The following is a 15,600-nucleotide window of genomic DNA, read 5'->3' as shown; positions in this document are numbered from 1 at the left end:
GCGCGTCGCGCTCGGGCGCCGGTGCCCGGTCAACCGTACTGCTCCCGCGGGGAGCACGTTCACCGGCGGGGCTCGGTGTCGCGGGGCGCGGTGGGGTCGTCGACGGGGCCGGTGCTGTCGGTGCCGCCCTCGGTGGGCTCCTCGCCCGCGCGGCCGTCGGCGGGGCCGGTGCCGCCCTCGGCGTCGCTCCCCGCGCCTCCCCCGCCCTCGTCGGCCTCCCCCGCGTCGTCGTCGGGTCGGGGCGCCGTGGTGTCGTCGGGGTCGAGCGCGGCGATGATCCGGCCCATCGACACGGCGATCGAGACGCCCCCGCTGGTGTCGGTGGTGGGCAGGTGCCGGTGCTCGTCGATCGCCTCCCAGAGGTCGGCGACCCGGCGCCGGGCCTCGACGAACGCGTCGATGTCGTCGCCGCCCCGGAGCCGGACGACCTCGGCGACGGCGTGCGCGGCACGGGCGACGACCGGCGCGAGCTCCTCGACGATCCCGATCTGGCGGCCGATGCGGCGCCCCAGGATGCCGGAGACCTCGGCCATGTCCTGGAGGTGGAACCCGACGCGCTCGAAGACGACGAGGTCGGCGTACTCCTGGCCGAGGTCGCGGCGCCGGAGCTTCCAGCGCGGGTTGAGCCGGCGGGACTCGTCGGCGTACTGCACGGCGTCGCGGACCCGGCGGAGGGTGCCGGGCAGCTCCGCCACGCGGCGCTCCCAGTCGTCGCCCTCCAGCGGCCAGCGGGCCTCGAAGACCGCGGCGACGTCGTCGGTGCGGTCGGCGAGCGAGGCCTGCAGCGAGCGCAGCCGCTCGTCGGCCCGCCCGGCGTAGAGCGGCGGCACGAGCAGGTAGTTGACCGTGAGCCCGACCACCACGCCGACCGCGACCTGGATGACGTAGCCCGTCGAGTAGTCGGCCTGGTCGCCCTCCGTGGTCGCGCTGCCGCCGAGCAGCAGCACGAAGAGCCCGGCCGTGAGCACCCAGTCCCGCCCGGCGCCGAGCCGGCGGATGCCCGCGAGCAGCGTCCCCACGCCGACGACCGCCGCGACGGCGAGCACGCCGGGCTGCCCCTCCTGGAGCGAGAAGACGACCGTGGCCAGCACGATGCCCACGACGAGGCCGAGCAGGGTCTGCACCCCCTGGCGGAGCGACGCCTTGATGGTCGGGTACATCGCGATCACCGCGCCGAGCGGGGCGTAGTACGGGTACTCGGCCGCCACGCCGGGCACGTGGGGCGCCAGCCAGTAGGCGAGGGCCGCGGCGAGCGCCGCCTTCACGGCCAGCAGGAGGCGCGGCTGGCCGAGCAGGACGCGCGCCCACCGCGAGGCGGTGCGGACGTCGGCCCGGACGTCGGGGCGGGAGCCGCTCGGGCGTCGATCGGGCATGCACCGATGATGACAGCCCGGCGGCGGCGCGGCCCGGCCGAGGACGTACACTGATCGAACACACGTTCGACCAGACCTGGCCGGGGTCCCGACTCGGAGCACGACCATGCGCTTCACCCACCTCCACGTGGCCTCCTCGTTCAGCGCTCACCACGGCACGACCCCGCCGGCCCAGCTGGTCGAGCGGGCGGCGGCCGACGAGGCCGACGCCCTCGCGATCACCGACCGTGACGGGCTCTACGGCGCGATCCGGCACATCGGGGCCTGCCGGGCGGCGGGCATCGACCCGATCGTCGGGGTGGAGCTGGGCTGCGCCGACGACCGGGCCGAGGCGACGACGGCGACCACGGCGGCCGGCAGCCGGACGGCCGCCTCCGCCGCGGCCCCGGTCGACCGGGTCGTCGTGCTCGCCCACGGCTCCGGCGAGGGCCGGGCCGGGGAGGGCTGGGCGTCGCTCTGCCGCCTGATCAGCGCCGCGCACGGCCGGGCCACGCGCCGGGCGGCGGGCAGCGCCAACAGCACGGCGACCATCGGGCGCTCCCGGCTGCGGGCGTTCCTGCGGGGCGAGGAGGGCGCCTCCGCCACCGTGCTGCTGGGCCCCGACTCCGACGTGGGCCGGCTGGTGCGTGAGGGGCGCAGCACCGCGGCCGCCGCCTCCCTCGCCGACTGGGCCCGCGAGCTGCCCGGGGGCGTCGTCGTCGAGGTCGTCTGCCACCTCACCGAGCCCGGCGAGAGCCGGAGCGTCCGGCACGCGGCCCGGATGCTCGAGCTCGCCGAGCACGTGGGGGTGCCGGCGGTGCTGACCAACGCGGTGCGCTACCTCGACGCCGACGGCGCGGTGACGGCCGACGTGCTCGACTCGGCGGGCCACCTGGCACCGCTCGGCTCGTTCACGCCGCAGCCCAACGCGCAGGCGACCCTGAAGAAGGGCGCGGCGATGCGGGCGATCGCCCACCTCGTCGCCGACGCCTCGTCGCTGTCGCGCCGGGCGGCGGAGGAGATGCTCGCCGCGACGGAGCGGCTGGCCGACCGCTGCCGGCTCGACCCCGACGCCGACCTCCGCTGGCGGCAGCCCAAGGTGCCCGAGCTGAGCGCGATCGGCGTCGAGGGCGACCCCGACCAGGTGCTGCTCCGCCGGGCGGAGGCGGGGGTCACGGCCCGCTTCGGGCACGCGGGCCAGGGCCTCCGCCGCACCGTCGAGGAGCGCATGCGCTACGAGCTGGGCATCATCTCGGGCTTCGGCTTCGCGGGCTACTTCCTCACCGTCGCCGACGTCTCGCAGCTGATGCGCGACATGAGGGTGAGGAACGCCGCCCGGGGGTCGGGCGCGGGCAGCCTCGTCACCTACCTGCTGCGCATCTCGAACGTCGACCCGATCGAGCACGACCTGCTCTTCGAGCGGTTCCTCGGCAACAAGCGGGAGACCCTGCCCGACATCGACATCGACGTGGAGTCGGCCCGGCGGCACGAGATCTACCGGGCGATCTTCGACCGCTACGGCAGCAACCGGGTCACCCTCATGTCGATGCAGTCGACCTACCGGGGCCGGGGGGCCGTCCGTGACGCGGGCCAGGCGCTCGGCCTCGACGACGAGCAGATCGACATGGTCGCCAACAACGTCTGGCGCTCCAACGCCCGTGACCTCCGCACCGCCATGGCGGAGAAGCCCGAGCTGCGCGCCATCGCCGACCTCGCGCGGCAGAACGGCCAGATCGACCTCCTCGTCGACCTGACCGAGCGGCTCGACCGGCTCCCCCGGCACATCTCGATGCACCCGTGCGGCGTGATCCTCGGCGACTCCGACCTGCTCAGCACGACGCCCGTGCAGCCGAGCGGCATCGGCCTGCCGATGAGCCAGTTCGACAAGCACGACATGAACGACGCCGGCCTCCTCAAGCTCGACGTGCTCGGCGTCAGGATGCAGAGCTCGATGGCCTACGCCCTCGACGAGATCGAGCGGATCAACGGCTCCCGGGCGGCCGTCGCGGGCGGCCTCTCGGTCGACGTCCCCTACGTGAACCGCGAGGGGCGGGTCGAGCTCGACGAGATCCCCCACGACGACGAGCCCACCTTCGAGGCCATCCGCACCACGCACACGCTCGGCATGTTCCAGATCGAGAGCCCGGGCCAGCGCGAGCTGATCGGCAAGATGCAGCCCGACCGCTACAGCGACCTGATCGCCGACATCTCGCTGTTCCGCCCCGGGCCGATGAAGGGCAACATGGTCGCGCCCTTCCTCGACACCAAGCACGGCTTCCAGCAGCCCGACTACCTGCACCCGAGCTTCGCGTCGTTCCTCGACGACAGCTACGGGGTCGTGATCTACCACGAGCACGTCCTGCGGATCCTCGAGGCGACGATGGAGGTGTCGCTCGCCGAGGCCGACGAGCTCCGCCGGCACATGGGCAAGGGCGCCGACGACGACCTCGAGGTGGAGTTCCGGCGCCGCACGCGGGCCAACGTCGACGAGCGGGGCAGGAGGCGCTTCACCGACGCGCAGGTCGACCGGATCTGGGCGGTGCTCAAGGGGTTCGGCTCGTTCGGCTTCTGCAAGGCGCACGGAGCGGCCTTCGCCCTGCCCACCTACCAGAGCGCCTGGCTGAAGACCCACTACCCCGCGGAGTTCCTCGCGGGGCTGCTCACCCACGACCCCGGCATGTACCCGAAGCGGCTGCTGCTCACCGAGGCACGACGCATGGGGGTGCCCGTGCTGCCGCTCGACGTCAACCAGTCGACCGACGTCTACAGCGTCGAGCGCGTGCGCGCCCCCGCGACCCCGATCGCCCCGAGCCGCCCCGGCGACCTCGGCATCCGGCTGTCGCTCGCCGACGTGCACGGCATCACCGACGCCGAGCTCGCGCGGATCGTCGTGGGCCGGCCCTACGACTCCATCACCGACTTCTGGCAGCGAGCGACGCCGTCACGGCGGCTGGTGGAGCGCCTCGCGCAGGTCGGGGCGCTCGACTCGCTGGCCGGCCCGGGCCGCACCCGGGGCGACGTGCTGGCCCGTGTGCGGTCGTTGACCCAGCGCACCGCCCGGCCCCGCGCCTCCGACGTCCAGAACCAGCTCGACTTCAGCGTCGACGACTCGGCCGAGGTGCCGACCGGCACCCCCGACGTGAGCCTCCGCGACCGGGTCAGCGACGAGCTCGACATCCTCTCGATGGAGGTCAGCGAGCACGTCGTCGAGAGCTACCGGCCCATGCTCGACGACCTCGGGGTCACGCGGGCCGCCGACCTGCGCGACCACTGGAACGGCACGACCGTGCTCGTCGCCGGCATCCGCATCGCCACGCAGACGCCGCCCATGCGCAGCGGCAAGCGGGTCGTCTTCATCAGCCTCGACGACGGCACCGGCTGCGCCGACGCGACCTTCTTCGAGGAGGCCCAGTCGCGGGCGGGCTCGCTGCTCTTCGGCACCAAGCTCATGCTGATCCAGGGGCGCACCCGGCGCACCGGGGAGAAGGGCATCTCGCTGGAGGCGGAGAACGCCTGGGACCTGAAGGCGATGTGGCGCGACTGGCAGGCGAGCCGCGCCTCGGCCGCCTCCGGGCCGGGGGGCGCCGAGCTGCCCGACCTCTCGGACGCCCCTGCGTAGGGTGGCGGGCATGAGCGACGACCAGCAGGCGAAGGGCACGTACGTCGAGCCCGGCCAGGAGTACACCCGCGACACGAACTACATCGAGGACAGGATCACGCGCGACGCCGTCGACGGTTGGCCCGTCGAGGCCGGCCGCTACCGCCTGGTCGCCGCCCGGGCCTGCCCCTGGGCCAACCGCACCGTCATCTCGCGCCGCCTCCTCGGCCTCGAGGACGTCATCTCCCTCGGCCTGCCCGGCCCCACCCACGACGCCCGCAGCTGGACCTTCGACCTCGACCCCGACGGCCGCGACCCCGTGCTCGGCATCGAGCGCCTGCAGGAGGCCTTCTTCGCCCGCACGCCCGACTACGCCCGCGGCATCACCGTGCCCGCGGTCGTCGACGTGCCGAGCGGCAAGGTCGTCACCAACGACTTCCCGCAGATCACGCTCGACTTCGCCACCGAGTGGCGCGAGCACCACCGCGAGGGCGCGCCCGACCTCTACCCCGAGCACCTGCGGGCCGAGATCGACGAGGTGAACGCGGTCGTGTTCCGCGACGTCAACAACGGCGTCTACCGCGCGGGCTTCGCCGGGTCGCAGAAGAGCTACGAGCGGGCGTACGACACGCTGTTCGCCCGCCTCGACTGGCTCTCCGAGCGCCTGGCCGGCCAGCGGTTCCTGGTCGGCGACACGATCACCGAGGCCGACATCCGCCTCTTCACCACCCTCGCCCGCTTCGACGCGGTGTACCACGGGCACTTCAAGTGCAACCGCTCGAAGCTCACCGAGATGCCGGTGCTCTGGGCCTACGCCCGCGACCTGTTCCAGACCCCCGGGTTCGGCGACACGATCGACTTCGCGCAGATCAAGGCGCACTACTACGTCGTGCACAGCGACATCAACCCGACCGGCATCGTGCCCGCCGGCCCCGACCCGTCGGGCTGGCTGACCGCCCACGGGCGCGAGGAGCTCGGCGGCCGGCCCTTCGGCGACGGCACCCCGCCGCCCCCGCCGCGCGAGGGCGAGCAGGTGCCGCCGCTCGTCGCGTGACCGACCCGGGCGACCAGCTGCGCGCCACCCGCGACGATGCGCTCGCCCTGGCCGCGCGCCTCGGTCAGGACATGGAGGCGGTGGCCGCGGCCCGCGAGGGAGCCAACGTCGACGACGAGCACGACCCCGAGGGGTCGACGATCGCCTACGAGCGGTCGCAGCTCGACGCGGTGCGCCGGTCGGCCCTCGAGCGGGCCGCCGACGCCGACTCGGCGCTGCGGCGGCTCGCCGACGGGACGTTCGGCCGCTGCGAGCGGTGCTCGGCCCGGATCGGCGAGGCGCGGCTCACGGCCCGCCCGACGGCGCGGCTCTGCATCGACTGCGCGCGCTAGCTCGCGGCGGTGCCGGGCTCGCCAGTGCCCGGCACACTGGCACCGGGCTCGCCGGGGCCGGGCTCAGCCTGCGGGGCCGCGGCCGCCCCGGCGACCGCGTACACGCCGTGCCCGACCCGCTCGAGCCTCCCCTGGCGCGTCAGCACGCTGAGGGTCGAGAGCACGCTGCTGCGGCGGTAGCCCGGCAGCGCGGCCACGAGCGCGGTCGTCGACAGCGGCCCCGCGCGGAGGACCTCGGGGATGCGGTCGGCGAGCGACGCGCCCGAGCCGACCCCCGCCTCCTCGACGTCCTCCCCCTCGGCGCCCGCGCGGTCGGCGCGGTAGTCCGCCCGCGCCTGCTCGAGGTCGTCGGCCGACACCCTCGTGGTGCCGCCGTCCGCCCCCGAGGCGTGCGCGTAGGGGGCGAGCGTCAACGACCGGCCGACACGGGCGTACACGGCGGAGGCACTGGTGCCCTGGTGCTCGGCGATCTCGGGGTAGGAGGCGCCGCCGAGCAGCAGCACCGCCTCGCCCTCCAGCCCCAGCCACTGGCCGAGCGTCGCGATCTCCCACCCGGCGGTCGTGACGGCCGAGCCCCACACCTCGATGTCGTCGGCGTGCTCGGAGGTGAGGCCGTCGAGGTCGTCGAGCAGGTCGAGCAGCCGCTGTCGGGCGTCGGCGACGATCTCCGCGGTGAACCGCGGCGGGCGCTGAAGTTTGATCGGTCGTGACATCTGTGAAAGACTATCCAAGTTGCCCGAACGCGGGCACCTCACACTTAGCTGCACCAAGGAGATCCCATGGCTTTCGCAATCGTGCGTGCCGGCGGTCGTCAGGAGAAGGTCGAGGTCGGGACGATCCTGACCGTCGACCGTCTCAAGGCGAACACGTCCGACACCGTCTCGTTCGTCCCCGTCCTGCACGTCGACGGCGACACCGTCCTCTCGGGCGACGACCTGGCCTCGGTCACGGTCGAGGGCGAGGTCCTCAACGACCTCCGCGGCCCGAAGATCGTCATCCAGAACTACAAGAACAAGACCGGCTACAAGCGTCGCATGGGCTTCCGTGCCGACCTCACGCGCGTCAAGATTACCAAGATCTCCAAGTAAAGGGAGCTGAGCACACATGGCACACAAGAAGGGCGCATCGTCCACCCGCAACGGTCGTGACTCGAACGCTCAGCGCCTCGGCGTGAAGCGCTTCGGCGGCCAGGTCGTCCTCGCCGGCGAGATCCTCGTCCGCCAGCGCGGCACCCACTTCCACCCCGGCGCCAACGTCGGCCGTGGCGGCGACGACACGCTGTTCGCCCTCGCCCCCGGCGCGGTCGAGTTCGGCACCAAGGGCGGCCGCAAGGTCGTCAACATCGTCGCCTCCGCCGTGAGCGTCGACGCGTAGCACCCCCTGGCCGCACCTGCGGCACAGCTGAGGCGGTCGCCCCCTGTCGGGGCGGCCGCCTCCGTCGTCTCCGCGACACCTGTACCCCACGAGGCCAGCGAGCTCCCTGCCGCCGGGCGTAGACGGGGTGCATGAAGGCTCTCACCTACCAGTCCATCGCCGACGTCGCCGTCACCGAGGTGCCCGACCCCACGATCGTGGAGCCCACCGACGCGGTGATCAAGGTCACCTCCGCCGCGATCTGCGGCAGCGACCTGCACCTGTACGACGTCTTCGACCCCTACCTCGACAAGGGCGACGTCCTCGGCCACGAGACCATGGGCGTCGTCACCGCCGTCGGCTCCGCCGTCTCGCGCATCCAGGTCGGCGACCGCGTCGTCGTCCCCTTCGTCATCGCCTGCCGTGAGTGCTTCATGTGCGAGCGCGGCCTCTTCTCGCAGTGCGAGACCACGCAGGTCACCGAGTACGGCTCGGGCGCGACCCTCTACGGCTACACCAAGCTCTACGGCCAGGTGCCCGGCGGGCAGGCCGAGCAGCTGCGCATCCAGCGCGCCGACGCCAACCTCGTCAAGGTCGGGCACGACCTCCCCGACGAGCGCTACCTCTTCCTCAGCGACATCCTCCCCACGGCGTGGCAGGGCGTCGAGTACGCCCAGGTGCCCGAGGGAGGCACGCTGGTCGTCCTGGGGCTCGGTCCGGTCGGTCAGTTCGCGGCCCGCATCGGCGTGCACAAGGGCTTCCGGGTGATCGGCGTCGACCCCGTCCCCGAGCGCCGCGCCATGGCCGAGCGCCACGGCGTCGAGGTGCTCGACCTCACGAAGGACGTCGCCGACGTCATCAAGGGCATGACGGACGACCGCGGCCCCGACTCCGTCGTCGACGCCGTCGGCATGGAGGCCCACGACCACGGCGGCGTCAGCATGGTGCAGAAGTTCGCCGCGGCGCTGCCCGACAAGGTCGGCCAGGCGCTCATGCAGAAGGCCGGAGTCGACAGCCTCAGCGCCATGCACCTCGCCTTCGAGGTCGTCCGCCGCGGCGGCACCGTCTCGCTGTCGGGCGTCTACGGCGGAACGGCCGACCCGACTCCCTTCCTCACCCTCTTCGACAAGCACATCACCATCAAGATGGGCCAGTGCAACGTCCACCAGTGGATGGACACCCTGATGCCCCTCGTCGAGGACCCGACCGACCCGCTCGGCACGGAGGACCTCACCACGCACCCGGTGCCGCTCGACCGCGCGCCGGAGATGTACGAGCTGTTCAAGAAGAAGGAGGACGGCTGCATCAAGGTGGTGCTCAAGCCGTAGCGCGACTCCCCCGGGTCACCGCCGGGCCCCGCTCCGCCCCGTCCTGGGGCCTGGCGGGGCCCTCCGCACGTCGGTAGCGTCGCGGGGCGTCGACGTGTCCGATCAGTTCGCTGACCGTTCACCCGAACACGCACCGACGTTCACCGGCCGTGGAGCAAACGAATGGTGGACTGGTGACGAAGGAACAACGAGGGCCTCGTCCTGGGGCCGTCGTCGGCGACACGTGAATGAGAGAACCATGGATCTCCGGACGGCCGAGCACCCGAGGCCCGACCACTTCATCCTGCACCTCAGCGACACCCACCTCGTCGGCGGTGACGCCGACCTCTACGGCGACGTCGACAGCGAAGGTCGCCTCGCCCAGATCCTCGCCGGGATCGAGGCCTCCGGCATGCGGCCGGAGGCGATCGTCCTCACCGGCGACCTCGCCGACAAGGGCGAGCCCGCGGCGTACCGCAAGCTCCGGGCGCTGCTCGAGCCGGTCGCGGCGCGCCTCGGAGCCCAGATCATCTGGGCGATGGGCAACCACGACGAGCGCGGCGCCTTCCGCGAGCAGCTCTTCGGGCAGATGCCCTCCGACCGGCCCGTCGACTTCGTCTACGACGTGAACGGCCTGCGCATCATCACCCTCGACACGTCGGTGCCGGGCCACCACCACGGCGCGCTCACCGGCGACCAGCTCGACTGGCTCGCCGAAGAGCTGTCGACCCCGGCGGAGCACGGCACGGTCATCGCCATGCACCACCCGCCGGTGCCCAGCGTGCAGGACCTCAGCGTGCTGGTCGAGCTGCGCGACCAGGCCTCGCTGGCCGAGGTCGTCGAGGGCAGCGACGTCCGGTCGATCATCGCCGGGCACCTTCACTACTCGACCACGGCGATGTTCGCGGGCGTCCCCGTCTCGGTGGCCTCGGCCACGTGCTACACGCAGGACCTCGCGGTCGGCGGGACGCGCGGCCGCGACGGCGCGCAGTCGTACAACCTGGTGCACGTGTACGCCGACACGGTCGTGCACTCGGTCGTGCCGATCGGCTCGTACGACACGGTCGGCGAGTACGTCTCGCCGTCGTCGACGGCGGAGCGCCTCGCCCTCGCGGGCGTGCGCATCGCGCCGGCCGCGCCCCGGCACCGCCGGACCGACACCGCCCCGGTGCCGGTGGTGACGCGCGACCTCGCGCTGACCGGCCCCATCGACACCCTCTGACGCGAGCCGGCTGGCCGCCGCCGGTCGGGTCGGCCCCGTCGGCAACTCCTGCGCCCTGCCCGGCTCGCCGCTGCCGTCGCCGTTCCAGCGACGTCGCGCAGGAGTTGTCGACACGTCCCGCTCGGGTCTCCGGCTCCGTCTCCGCACCCGCGCCTCCTCGCTCGGGCCGGACGGCCCTGCGCCGGGCTCACGCGCGCCCCGTCGGCAACTCCTGCGCCTCGTCCCGGCCGCCGCTGCCGTCGCCGCTCCGGCGACCTCGCGCAGGAGTTGTCGACGGTCGGCGCGCCCGGGCCCCCGGCTCCGCCTCCCGACCCACGCCTCCTCGCTCGGGCTCGACGGCCCTGCGCCGGGCTCACGCGCGCCCCGTCGGCAACTCCTGCGCCCTGGCCGGCTCGCCGCTGCCGTCGCCGCTCCGGCGACGTCGCGCAGGAGTTGTCGACGGTCGGCGCGCCCGGCGGTCGTGTCACGCGGCAGATCGTGCCCTCATGCCGGCGTTCGGCGTTCGGCGTTCCGTGTTCACGTTCGGCGTCCGGGGTTCGGCGTTCGGAGTTCGGCGTTCGGCGTTCGGCGTTCAGAGTTCAGAGTTCAGAGTTCAGAGTTCAGAGTTCAGAGTTCAGAGTTCGGAGTTCGGAGTTCGGAGTTCGGAGTTCGGCGTTCGGCGTTCGGCGTTCGGCGTTCGGCGTTCGGCGTTCGGCGTTCGGCGTTCAGAATTCGGGCGTTCAGAGTTCAGAGTTCGGCGTTCAGAGTTCGGCGTTCGGCGTTCAGAGTTCGGCGTTCGGCGTTCGGCGTTCAGAGTTCGGCGTTCGGCGTTCAGAGTTCGGCGTTCAGAGTTCGGCGTTCAGAGTTCGGCGTTCAGCGTTCAGCGTTCGGCGTTCAGAGTTCGGCGTTCAGAGTTCGGCGTTCGGCGTTCGGCGTTCGGCGTTCGGCGTTCGGCGTTCGGCGTTCGGCGTTCGGGATCTGAGACATCACCGCGACAGACGGCGGCGACGAGCCGGGGCCGGGCACGACCGACGCCGAGGGGGCACCACGCAGCGACGGACGACGAGGCGACCCGCGGTGTGGCTCCCTAGCCCGCCTGCTCCGTGCCCCGCTGCGCCATGTAGCGCCGAAGCCGCCGCAGGTAGTTGTCCCGCAGCACGTGCCTGACCCGCGCGGGCAGCCGCGGCACGACGACCCGGCTCACGCCCGCGACGACGTCGAAGAGGCCCTGCCGCACCGCTCCCCAGGGCAGGCCGAACGCCTCCCTCACCGTCGCCGGCAGCAGGCCCGCCGTCACGAGGCGCGCGAGCGGCATGGCCAGGCGGAGCGCCACGGGCACGTTCACCGGGTGCAGCAGCTGGTGCGCGACGTCACGCGTGACCGCGTCGACGGACAGCCCGGCGAGCTGGGCGTCCCACCAGGTGCGGAACTCGGCCCGGGTCGCCGGCCACAGCTCCGGCGGCATCTGGAGAGCCGAGCCGACCACCACGTAGTCGCGGTAGACGGCCTCCGCCGCCTCGGGCGACAGCGCCCCGTGGACGCGTTCGTAGAGCGTGATCGCCGAGTCGTAGAGCGTCGCCGCCACCCAGAGCTGCAGCTGCGGGTCGACCGCGTCGTAGGCGACCGGCGAGGAGGCGGTGCTCCGGACGGGCTGGTGGGCCCGGTCCACGAGCGCCCGCACGAAGGCGACCTCGTCGGGCGTGCCGAAGACGATGGCGTAGAGGTAGGTCATCGTGCCGTGCAGGCGGGCGAGCGGCCGGTCGACGAAGTCGCTGTGGTCGGCGACCCCGTGCCCCACGGCCGGGTTCGCGAGCTGCAGCAGGATGGCCCGGCCGCCGCCCCCGAGCAGCAGCGACTCCCCCGCCATGTCGGAGATCGAGCGCACGTCGGCCCCCCACCGCACGTCGTCGCCCCTCATCCCGTCAGCCTACGCGCGGCGAGGCACGGGCAGGCCCCTCGACGACGTGCTCGCTAGGCTCGCGGAATGGCCGTCCCCGACTTCATCCTCACCCTCCGCGAGTCGATCGGCACCGCGCCGCTCTGGCTCTCCGGCGTCACCGCCGTCGTCGAGCGGGGCGACGACCTGCTCATGGTCCGCCGCTCCGACACGGGCGAGTGGACGCCCGTCACCGGGATCATCGACCCGGGCGAGCACCCCGCCGACGCCGCCGTGCGCGAGGTGCTCGAGGAGGCCGACCTCCACGTCGTGCCCGTGCGGCTCGCCGCCCTCGGGGTGACCGAGGGCATCGTCTACGGCAACGGCGACCAGGCGAGCTACCTCGACCACACGTTCCTGATGCGCTGGCAGAGCGGCGACCCTGCGCCGGCCGACGGCGAGAACACCGAGGCCCGGTGGTTCCCCCGCGGCGACCTGCCGCCGATGACCGCCGACATGCGTGCTCGCGTCGACGCCGCACTGTCGGGCGACCCGAGCACGCAGTTCGTCGTGGCGGGCGAGGTGCGGCGGGGCGAGCACCCGGCGTGACCACCTGCGGGAGGCGCGGTGCCGGCGGGTGCCGGCCCGCGCCTCCCCGGGGCTACGCCTCGATCTGGTCCTGGTCGCCGCCCGCACGGCGGACGCGGCGACGCTGCTCGGCCGTCTCGCGCTCGACGCGCTCCATCTCGGCCTTCTCCCACGGGGCCGCGAACGGGTAGTACCGCTCGAGGAAGTCGGTGACCGTCGACGTGCGCTCCTCGTCGGTGACCTCGGGGAAGCTGCCGTCGTTGAGGCAGAAGAAGTCGTACGAGCGCTTCTTCAGCAGGTCCGAGAGCGAGGCGAGGTCGGCGACCGTCGTCGTGTCGACGTAGCGGACCCGGGCGGCCTCCTGCACGATCGCGCGCCCCGTCATCAGCGAGTAGTAGTGGTAGAGCGAGTTCGTCACGGAGACGTTCTCCTTCGCCCGGAACGGGCTCGACGCGGTCGCGCGGAACTCGTCCGCGAACTCGTGCTCCATCTCCGACATGACGCTGCGGCGCAGGGGCGCCGCAGTGTGCTCGAGATGACGGGTGGTGACCCTGCCGAAGCGCTGCTGCAGGAGGCGGCGGTTCACCCGGGCCGCGTTCTCGAAGCCGCTGCGCTCCGTGTTGTTGACGCCGAGCCCGATGCGCGTCTCGGCCTCGATGAACTTCGTCACCGAGCCCGGCGAGAAGAACATCGACGGCGCGACCGGGCGCCCGAAGAACATGTCGTCGTTCGAGTAGAGGAAGTGCTCGCTGAGCCCCTCGATGTGGTGCAGCTGCGACTCGACGGCCTGCGAGTTGTGCGTGGGGAGGAACGACAGGTCGGAGAAGAACTCCTCGCTCCGCACGACGCGCACGCGCGGGTGGTCGCCCAGCCACTCGGGCACCGGCGAGTCGGTCGCGATGTAGATGTTGCGGACCCACGGGGCGAACATGTACACGCTGCGGAGGGCGTACTTGAGCTCGTCGATCTGGCGGAACCGGGCCGGGGCGTCGTCGCCCTCGCCCACGACGTGGCGCTTCGCCTGCGCGGCACGGGCGCGCTGGTACTCGACCGAGTTGCCGTCGACCCAGGAGAAGACGATGTCGATGTCGAAGGTGATGTCGGTGGCGTGGTCGTCGAACATGTGCTCGAGGGTCGGCCACTCGAGGCCGTAGCGCTCGACGGTCGTCTCGACGGCCTCCTCGCGGGGCAGCGAGTAGCGCATCAGGGAGTTCTCGACGGGCACGAGGACCTCGTCGTCGGTGAGGATCCAGAACTCGACCTGGACGGCCGTGCCGGCGCCGTAGCGGAGGCGACCGATGGGCTCGACGCGGGGGCGGTACACCTTGAAGGCCCGCTCGGTCTCGGACTCGAGGCCCCCCTCGGCGACGAGGACGGCCTGGCCCTTGCGGGGCTTGGCGTAGAACGGCTCGGAGCCCGACGCCGCGATCATCGCGTCGATGAAGGCACGGCGGTGGACGACGTCGACCGCCAGCACGGGGCGCACGTCGTTGCCGCGGACGAGGAGGAACGGGATGGCCGCTTCGTCGAGGACGCGACGGATGAAGAGGAGGTCCTCGATCATCGACTGCTGCGGCGTGAGGTGGCCGTTCAGGAGCGTGAACTGCCCCTTGCGCACCACCACGTCGTCGCGGTCCAGACCACCGGGTCGGGGACGAGGCGTCAGCAGAGGACTCTCTGTCGTACCGGTGATCTCGGTGACCATTCAGACTCAACTTCCCGTGCGGGCCTCGGGACGGCCGCCGCACTCTAGAACGAACTGATTTTAGCTGGTGGAAGCGGGTTCTCGTGAACGCCGGAGCTCGTCGCCCCGGTCAGCGACGTCGAGCGGGGCGGGCGTCGCCCGTCGCCTGCTCCGTCGGCACCTTCACGAGGACCCCCGTGACCACGAACGCGACCGCGCCGGCGAACTGCAGGGCGGCCCACGGCTGACCGGAGAGCGGCACGACGGCCACGGGGTTCCAGATCACCGCGATCGCCGCGAGGACGGGCACCGCCCACCAGGTCCGGCCGCGCCAGGCGAAGACGAGCATGATCAGCGCGAGGATCGCCACCGCGAAGCGCACGATCGTGAAGGTCGGCGAGTCGAGCAGGAACGCCCCGACAGTCAGCACGATCGCCCCGAGCAGACCGGGCGCCAGGGCGGGTCGCAGGAAGGCGGGAGCGGTGGGCGTGGGCACGGGCTTGCGACCTCTCGTCAGGCCGCGGGCGCGGCACGGACGAGCTTATCGGGGGCACCCTGGGCACCCTGCGCGCCCCCGACGCGTCGGGCGCCCCGACGCCTCGGGCTCAGTCGATGTCGTAGGGCACGTTGAGCACGCGCAGCGGCGCGCTCATCGGCGGCTCGTCGCGGAGCCGCGCCAGCCCGGGCACGAGCTCGGCGAGCCACGCCTCGTAGCCCGCGGCCGTGAGGTGCAGCTGGTCGTCGCTGAACTCGGGGCGGATCGCGTCGCCCGACTCGTCGGCCAGCGCGGGCCACAGGTCGAGGTACTGCGCCCGGACGGTCGAGGAGAACTGGCGGAGGTGCCGGTTGGCGTCCTTGATGCGCGGGGCGTAGTCGGCGCCCCGCGGCATGATCGACTGGAGCAGCAGCCGGGTGCCGGGCAGCTCGCGCCGCATCGTCACCATGATCGACTCGACACCGCGCACGACCTGCTCGACGGTGCGTCGCTGGCCGAAGTCGTTCGTGCCGATCAGCAGCACGACCGAGTCGGGTTGGGCCGCCACGACGTCGTCGAGGCGCTCGGCCAGGCTGGTGGTGGTGTCGCCGTCGACGCCGAGCTCGACGACGTCGTCGTCGGGGAACCAGGCGGTCCAGTCGCCGCCTGCCGTGATGCTGTCTCCGACGAAGACGAGTTTCTCGCCGTGCGCCATGGGGGCCTCCTGTCGTCGTGTTCGCGACCGGCCGTGCTGCCCGAGGGCGGCTCCACCGGTCGCGG

Annotated in this window: 14 protein-coding genes; 8 read left to right on the top strand and 6 right to left on the bottom strand. The window is 72.6% G+C overall.

Annotated features, from left to right (window positions below; genetic code table 11):
* Positions 1-59 precede the first annotated feature (59 nt).
* Positions 60-1,373 (bottom strand): FUSC family protein, encoded by a 1,314-nt coding sequence (locus IFT45_RS06595; RefSeq protein ID WP_192127285.1) that lies wholly within the window; start codon positions 1,371-1,373, stop codon positions 60-62.
* Between the two features lie 106 nt (positions 1,374-1,479).
* Here IFT45_RS06595 and IFT45_RS06590 point away from each other — a divergent pair, with 106 nt between their 5' ends.
* Genes IFT45_RS06590 through IFT45_RS06580 form a run of 3 tightly spaced genes read left to right on the top strand, consistent with a single transcriptional unit; the run spans position 1,480 to position 6,336 of the window.
* On the top strand, positions 1,480-4,971 hold the full coding sequence (locus tag IFT45_RS06590; RefSeq protein WP_192127283.1) for a DNA polymerase III subunit alpha: 3,492 nt from the start codon (positions 1,480-1,482) through the stop codon (positions 4,969-4,971).
* Positions 4,972-4,981: 10 nt separating this feature from the next.
* Entirely contained in the window at positions 4,982-6,004 is a 1,023-nt protein-coding gene (locus tag IFT45_RS06585) for a glutathione S-transferase family protein (RefSeq protein WP_192127281.1), read from the top strand.
* A complete protein-coding gene (locus IFT45_RS06580; RefSeq protein ID WP_056054122.1) occupies positions 6,001-6,336 on the top strand; it encodes a TraR/DksA family transcriptional regulator in 336 nt (111 codons plus the stop codon). Before IFT45_RS06585 ends, IFT45_RS06580 begins: the two co-directional genes overlap by 4 nt.
* Here IFT45_RS06580 and IFT45_RS06575 read toward each other — a convergent pair.
* Positions 6,333-7,049, bottom strand: coding sequence for a hypothetical protein (locus IFT45_RS06575; protein WP_192127279.1), 717 nt, complete (start codon positions 7,047-7,049; stop codon positions 6,333-6,335). The two genes, IFT45_RS06580 and IFT45_RS06575, sit on opposite strands and share 4 nt — an antisense overlap.
* Before the next feature lie 66 nt (positions 7,050-7,115).
* Here IFT45_RS06575 and rplU point away from each other — a divergent pair, with 66 nt between their 5' ends.
* From rplU to IFT45_RS06555, 4 genes are all read left to right on the top strand, one after another.
* Positions 7,116-7,424: a 50S ribosomal protein L21 gene (gene rplU / locus IFT45_RS06570; RefSeq protein ID WP_056054115.1), complete on the top strand. Its 309-nt coding sequence runs from the start codon at positions 7,116-7,118 to the stop codon at positions 7,422-7,424.
* A gap of 16 nt (positions 7,425-7,440) precedes the next feature.
* Positions 7,441-7,710, top strand: a complete 270-nt coding sequence (gene rpmA / locus IFT45_RS06565; RefSeq protein WP_056054111.1) for a 50S ribosomal protein L27 — start codon at positions 7,441-7,443, stop codon at positions 7,708-7,710.
* A 131-nt stretch (positions 7,711-7,841) separates the two neighbouring features.
* The gene (locus tag IFT45_RS06560) at positions 7,842-9,017 is read left to right on the top strand and encodes an alcohol dehydrogenase catalytic domain-containing protein (RefSeq protein WP_192127277.1); all 1,176 of its coding nucleotides are present in this window, start codon (positions 7,842-7,844) and stop codon (positions 9,015-9,017) included.
* A 238-nt stretch (positions 9,018-9,255) separates the two neighbouring features.
* A complete protein-coding gene (locus IFT45_RS06555; RefSeq protein WP_056054104.1) occupies positions 9,256-10,218 on the top strand; it encodes a phosphodiesterase in 963 nt (320 codons plus the stop codon).
* 1,066 nt (positions 10,219-11,284) lie between these two features.
* On the opposite strand, the gene IFT45_RS06550 is transcribed toward IFT45_RS06555, so the two are convergent.
* On the bottom strand, positions 11,285-12,115 hold the full coding sequence (locus IFT45_RS06550) for an oxygenase MpaB family protein (RefSeq protein ID WP_192127275.1): 831 nt from the start codon (positions 12,113-12,115) through the stop codon (positions 11,285-11,287).
* Between the two features lie 66 nt (positions 12,116-12,181).
* Here IFT45_RS06550 and IFT45_RS06545 point away from each other — a divergent pair, with 66 nt between their 5' ends.
* Positions 12,182-12,682, top strand: a complete 501-nt coding sequence (locus IFT45_RS06545; protein WP_056054096.1) for an NUDIX domain-containing protein — start codon at positions 12,182-12,184, stop codon at positions 12,680-12,682.
* A gap of 52 nt (positions 12,683-12,734) precedes the next feature.
* Here IFT45_RS06545 and IFT45_RS06540 read toward each other — a convergent pair whose 3' ends face one another.
* The 3 genes from IFT45_RS06540 to IFT45_RS06530 form a co-directional block, all read right to left on the bottom strand.
* Positions 12,735-14,366 carry a stealth conserved region 3 domain-containing protein gene (locus IFT45_RS06540; RefSeq protein ID WP_185232312.1) on the bottom strand — a complete coding sequence of 544 codons (1,632 nt, stop codon included), beginning with the start codon at positions 14,364-14,366 and terminating at the stop codon, positions 12,735-12,737.
* A gap of 109 nt (positions 14,367-14,475) precedes the next feature.
* Positions 14,476-14,841 (bottom strand): DUF6804 family protein, encoded by a 366-nt coding sequence (locus IFT45_RS06535; RefSeq protein WP_192127273.1) that lies wholly within the window; start codon positions 14,839-14,841, stop codon positions 14,476-14,478.
* Between the two features lie 109 nt (positions 14,842-14,950).
* A complete protein-coding gene (locus IFT45_RS06530; protein ID WP_167258993.1) occupies positions 14,951-15,535 on the bottom strand; it encodes a GDSL-type esterase/lipase family protein in 585 nt (194 codons plus the stop codon).
* Positions 15,536-15,600 lie beyond the last annotated feature (65 nt).

It is taken from the genome of Frigoribacterium sp. CFBP 13707 (assembly GCF_014842245.1).
GTDB classification, from domain to species: Bacteria; Actinomycetota; Actinomycetes; order Actinomycetales; family Microbacteriaceae; genus Frigoribacterium; species Frigoribacterium endophyticum.
The sequence above is the reverse complement of the archived record's forward strand: the minus strand, read 5'-3'. Positions and strand labels throughout refer to the sequence as shown.

Excerpts from the sequence above, each read along its gene's own strand:
- IFT45_RS06530 (WP_167258993.1), bottom strand. The coding sequence starts at position 15,535 with ATGGCGCACGGCGAGAAACTCGTCTTCGTCGGAGACAGCATCACGGCA.
- rpmA (WP_056054111.1), top strand. The coding sequence starts at position 7,441 with ATGGCACACAAGAAGGGCGCATCGTCCACCCGCAACGGTCGTGACTCG.
- IFT45_RS06575 (WP_192127279.1), bottom strand. The coding sequence starts at position 7,049 with ATGTCACGACCGATCAAACTTCAGCGCCCGCCGCGGTTCACCGCGGAG.
- IFT45_RS06555 (WP_056054104.1), top strand. The coding sequence starts at position 9,256 with ATGGATCTCCGGACGGCCGAGCACCCGAGGCCCGACCACTTCATCCTG.
- IFT45_RS06550 (WP_192127275.1), bottom strand. The coding sequence starts at position 12,115 with ATGAGGGGCGACGACGTGCGGTGGGGGGCCGACGTGCGCTCGATCTCC.
- IFT45_RS06590 (WP_192127283.1), top strand. The coding sequence starts at position 1,480 with ATGCGCTTCACCCACCTCCACGTGGCCTCCTCGTTCAGCGCTCACCAC.
- IFT45_RS06545 (WP_056054096.1), top strand. The coding sequence starts at position 12,182 with ATGGCCGTCCCCGACTTCATCCTCACCCTCCGCGAGTCGATCGGCACC.
- IFT45_RS06585 (WP_192127281.1), top strand. The coding sequence starts at position 4,982 with ATGAGCGACGACCAGCAGGCGAAGGGCACGTACGTCGAGCCCGGCCAG.
- rplU (WP_056054115.1), top strand. The coding sequence starts at position 7,116 with ATGGCTTTCGCAATCGTGCGTGCCGGCGGTCGTCAGGAGAAGGTCGAG.
- IFT45_RS06540 (WP_185232312.1), bottom strand. The coding sequence starts at position 14,366 with ATGGTCACCGAGATCACCGGTACGACAGAGAGTCCTCTGCTGACGCCT.
- IFT45_RS06560 (WP_192127277.1), top strand. The coding sequence starts at position 7,842 with ATGAAGGCTCTCACCTACCAGTCCATCGCCGACGTCGCCGTCACCGAG.
- IFT45_RS06595 (WP_192127285.1), bottom strand. The coding sequence starts at position 1,373 with ATGCCCGATCGACGCCCGAGCGGCTCCCGCCCCGACGTCCGGGCCGAC.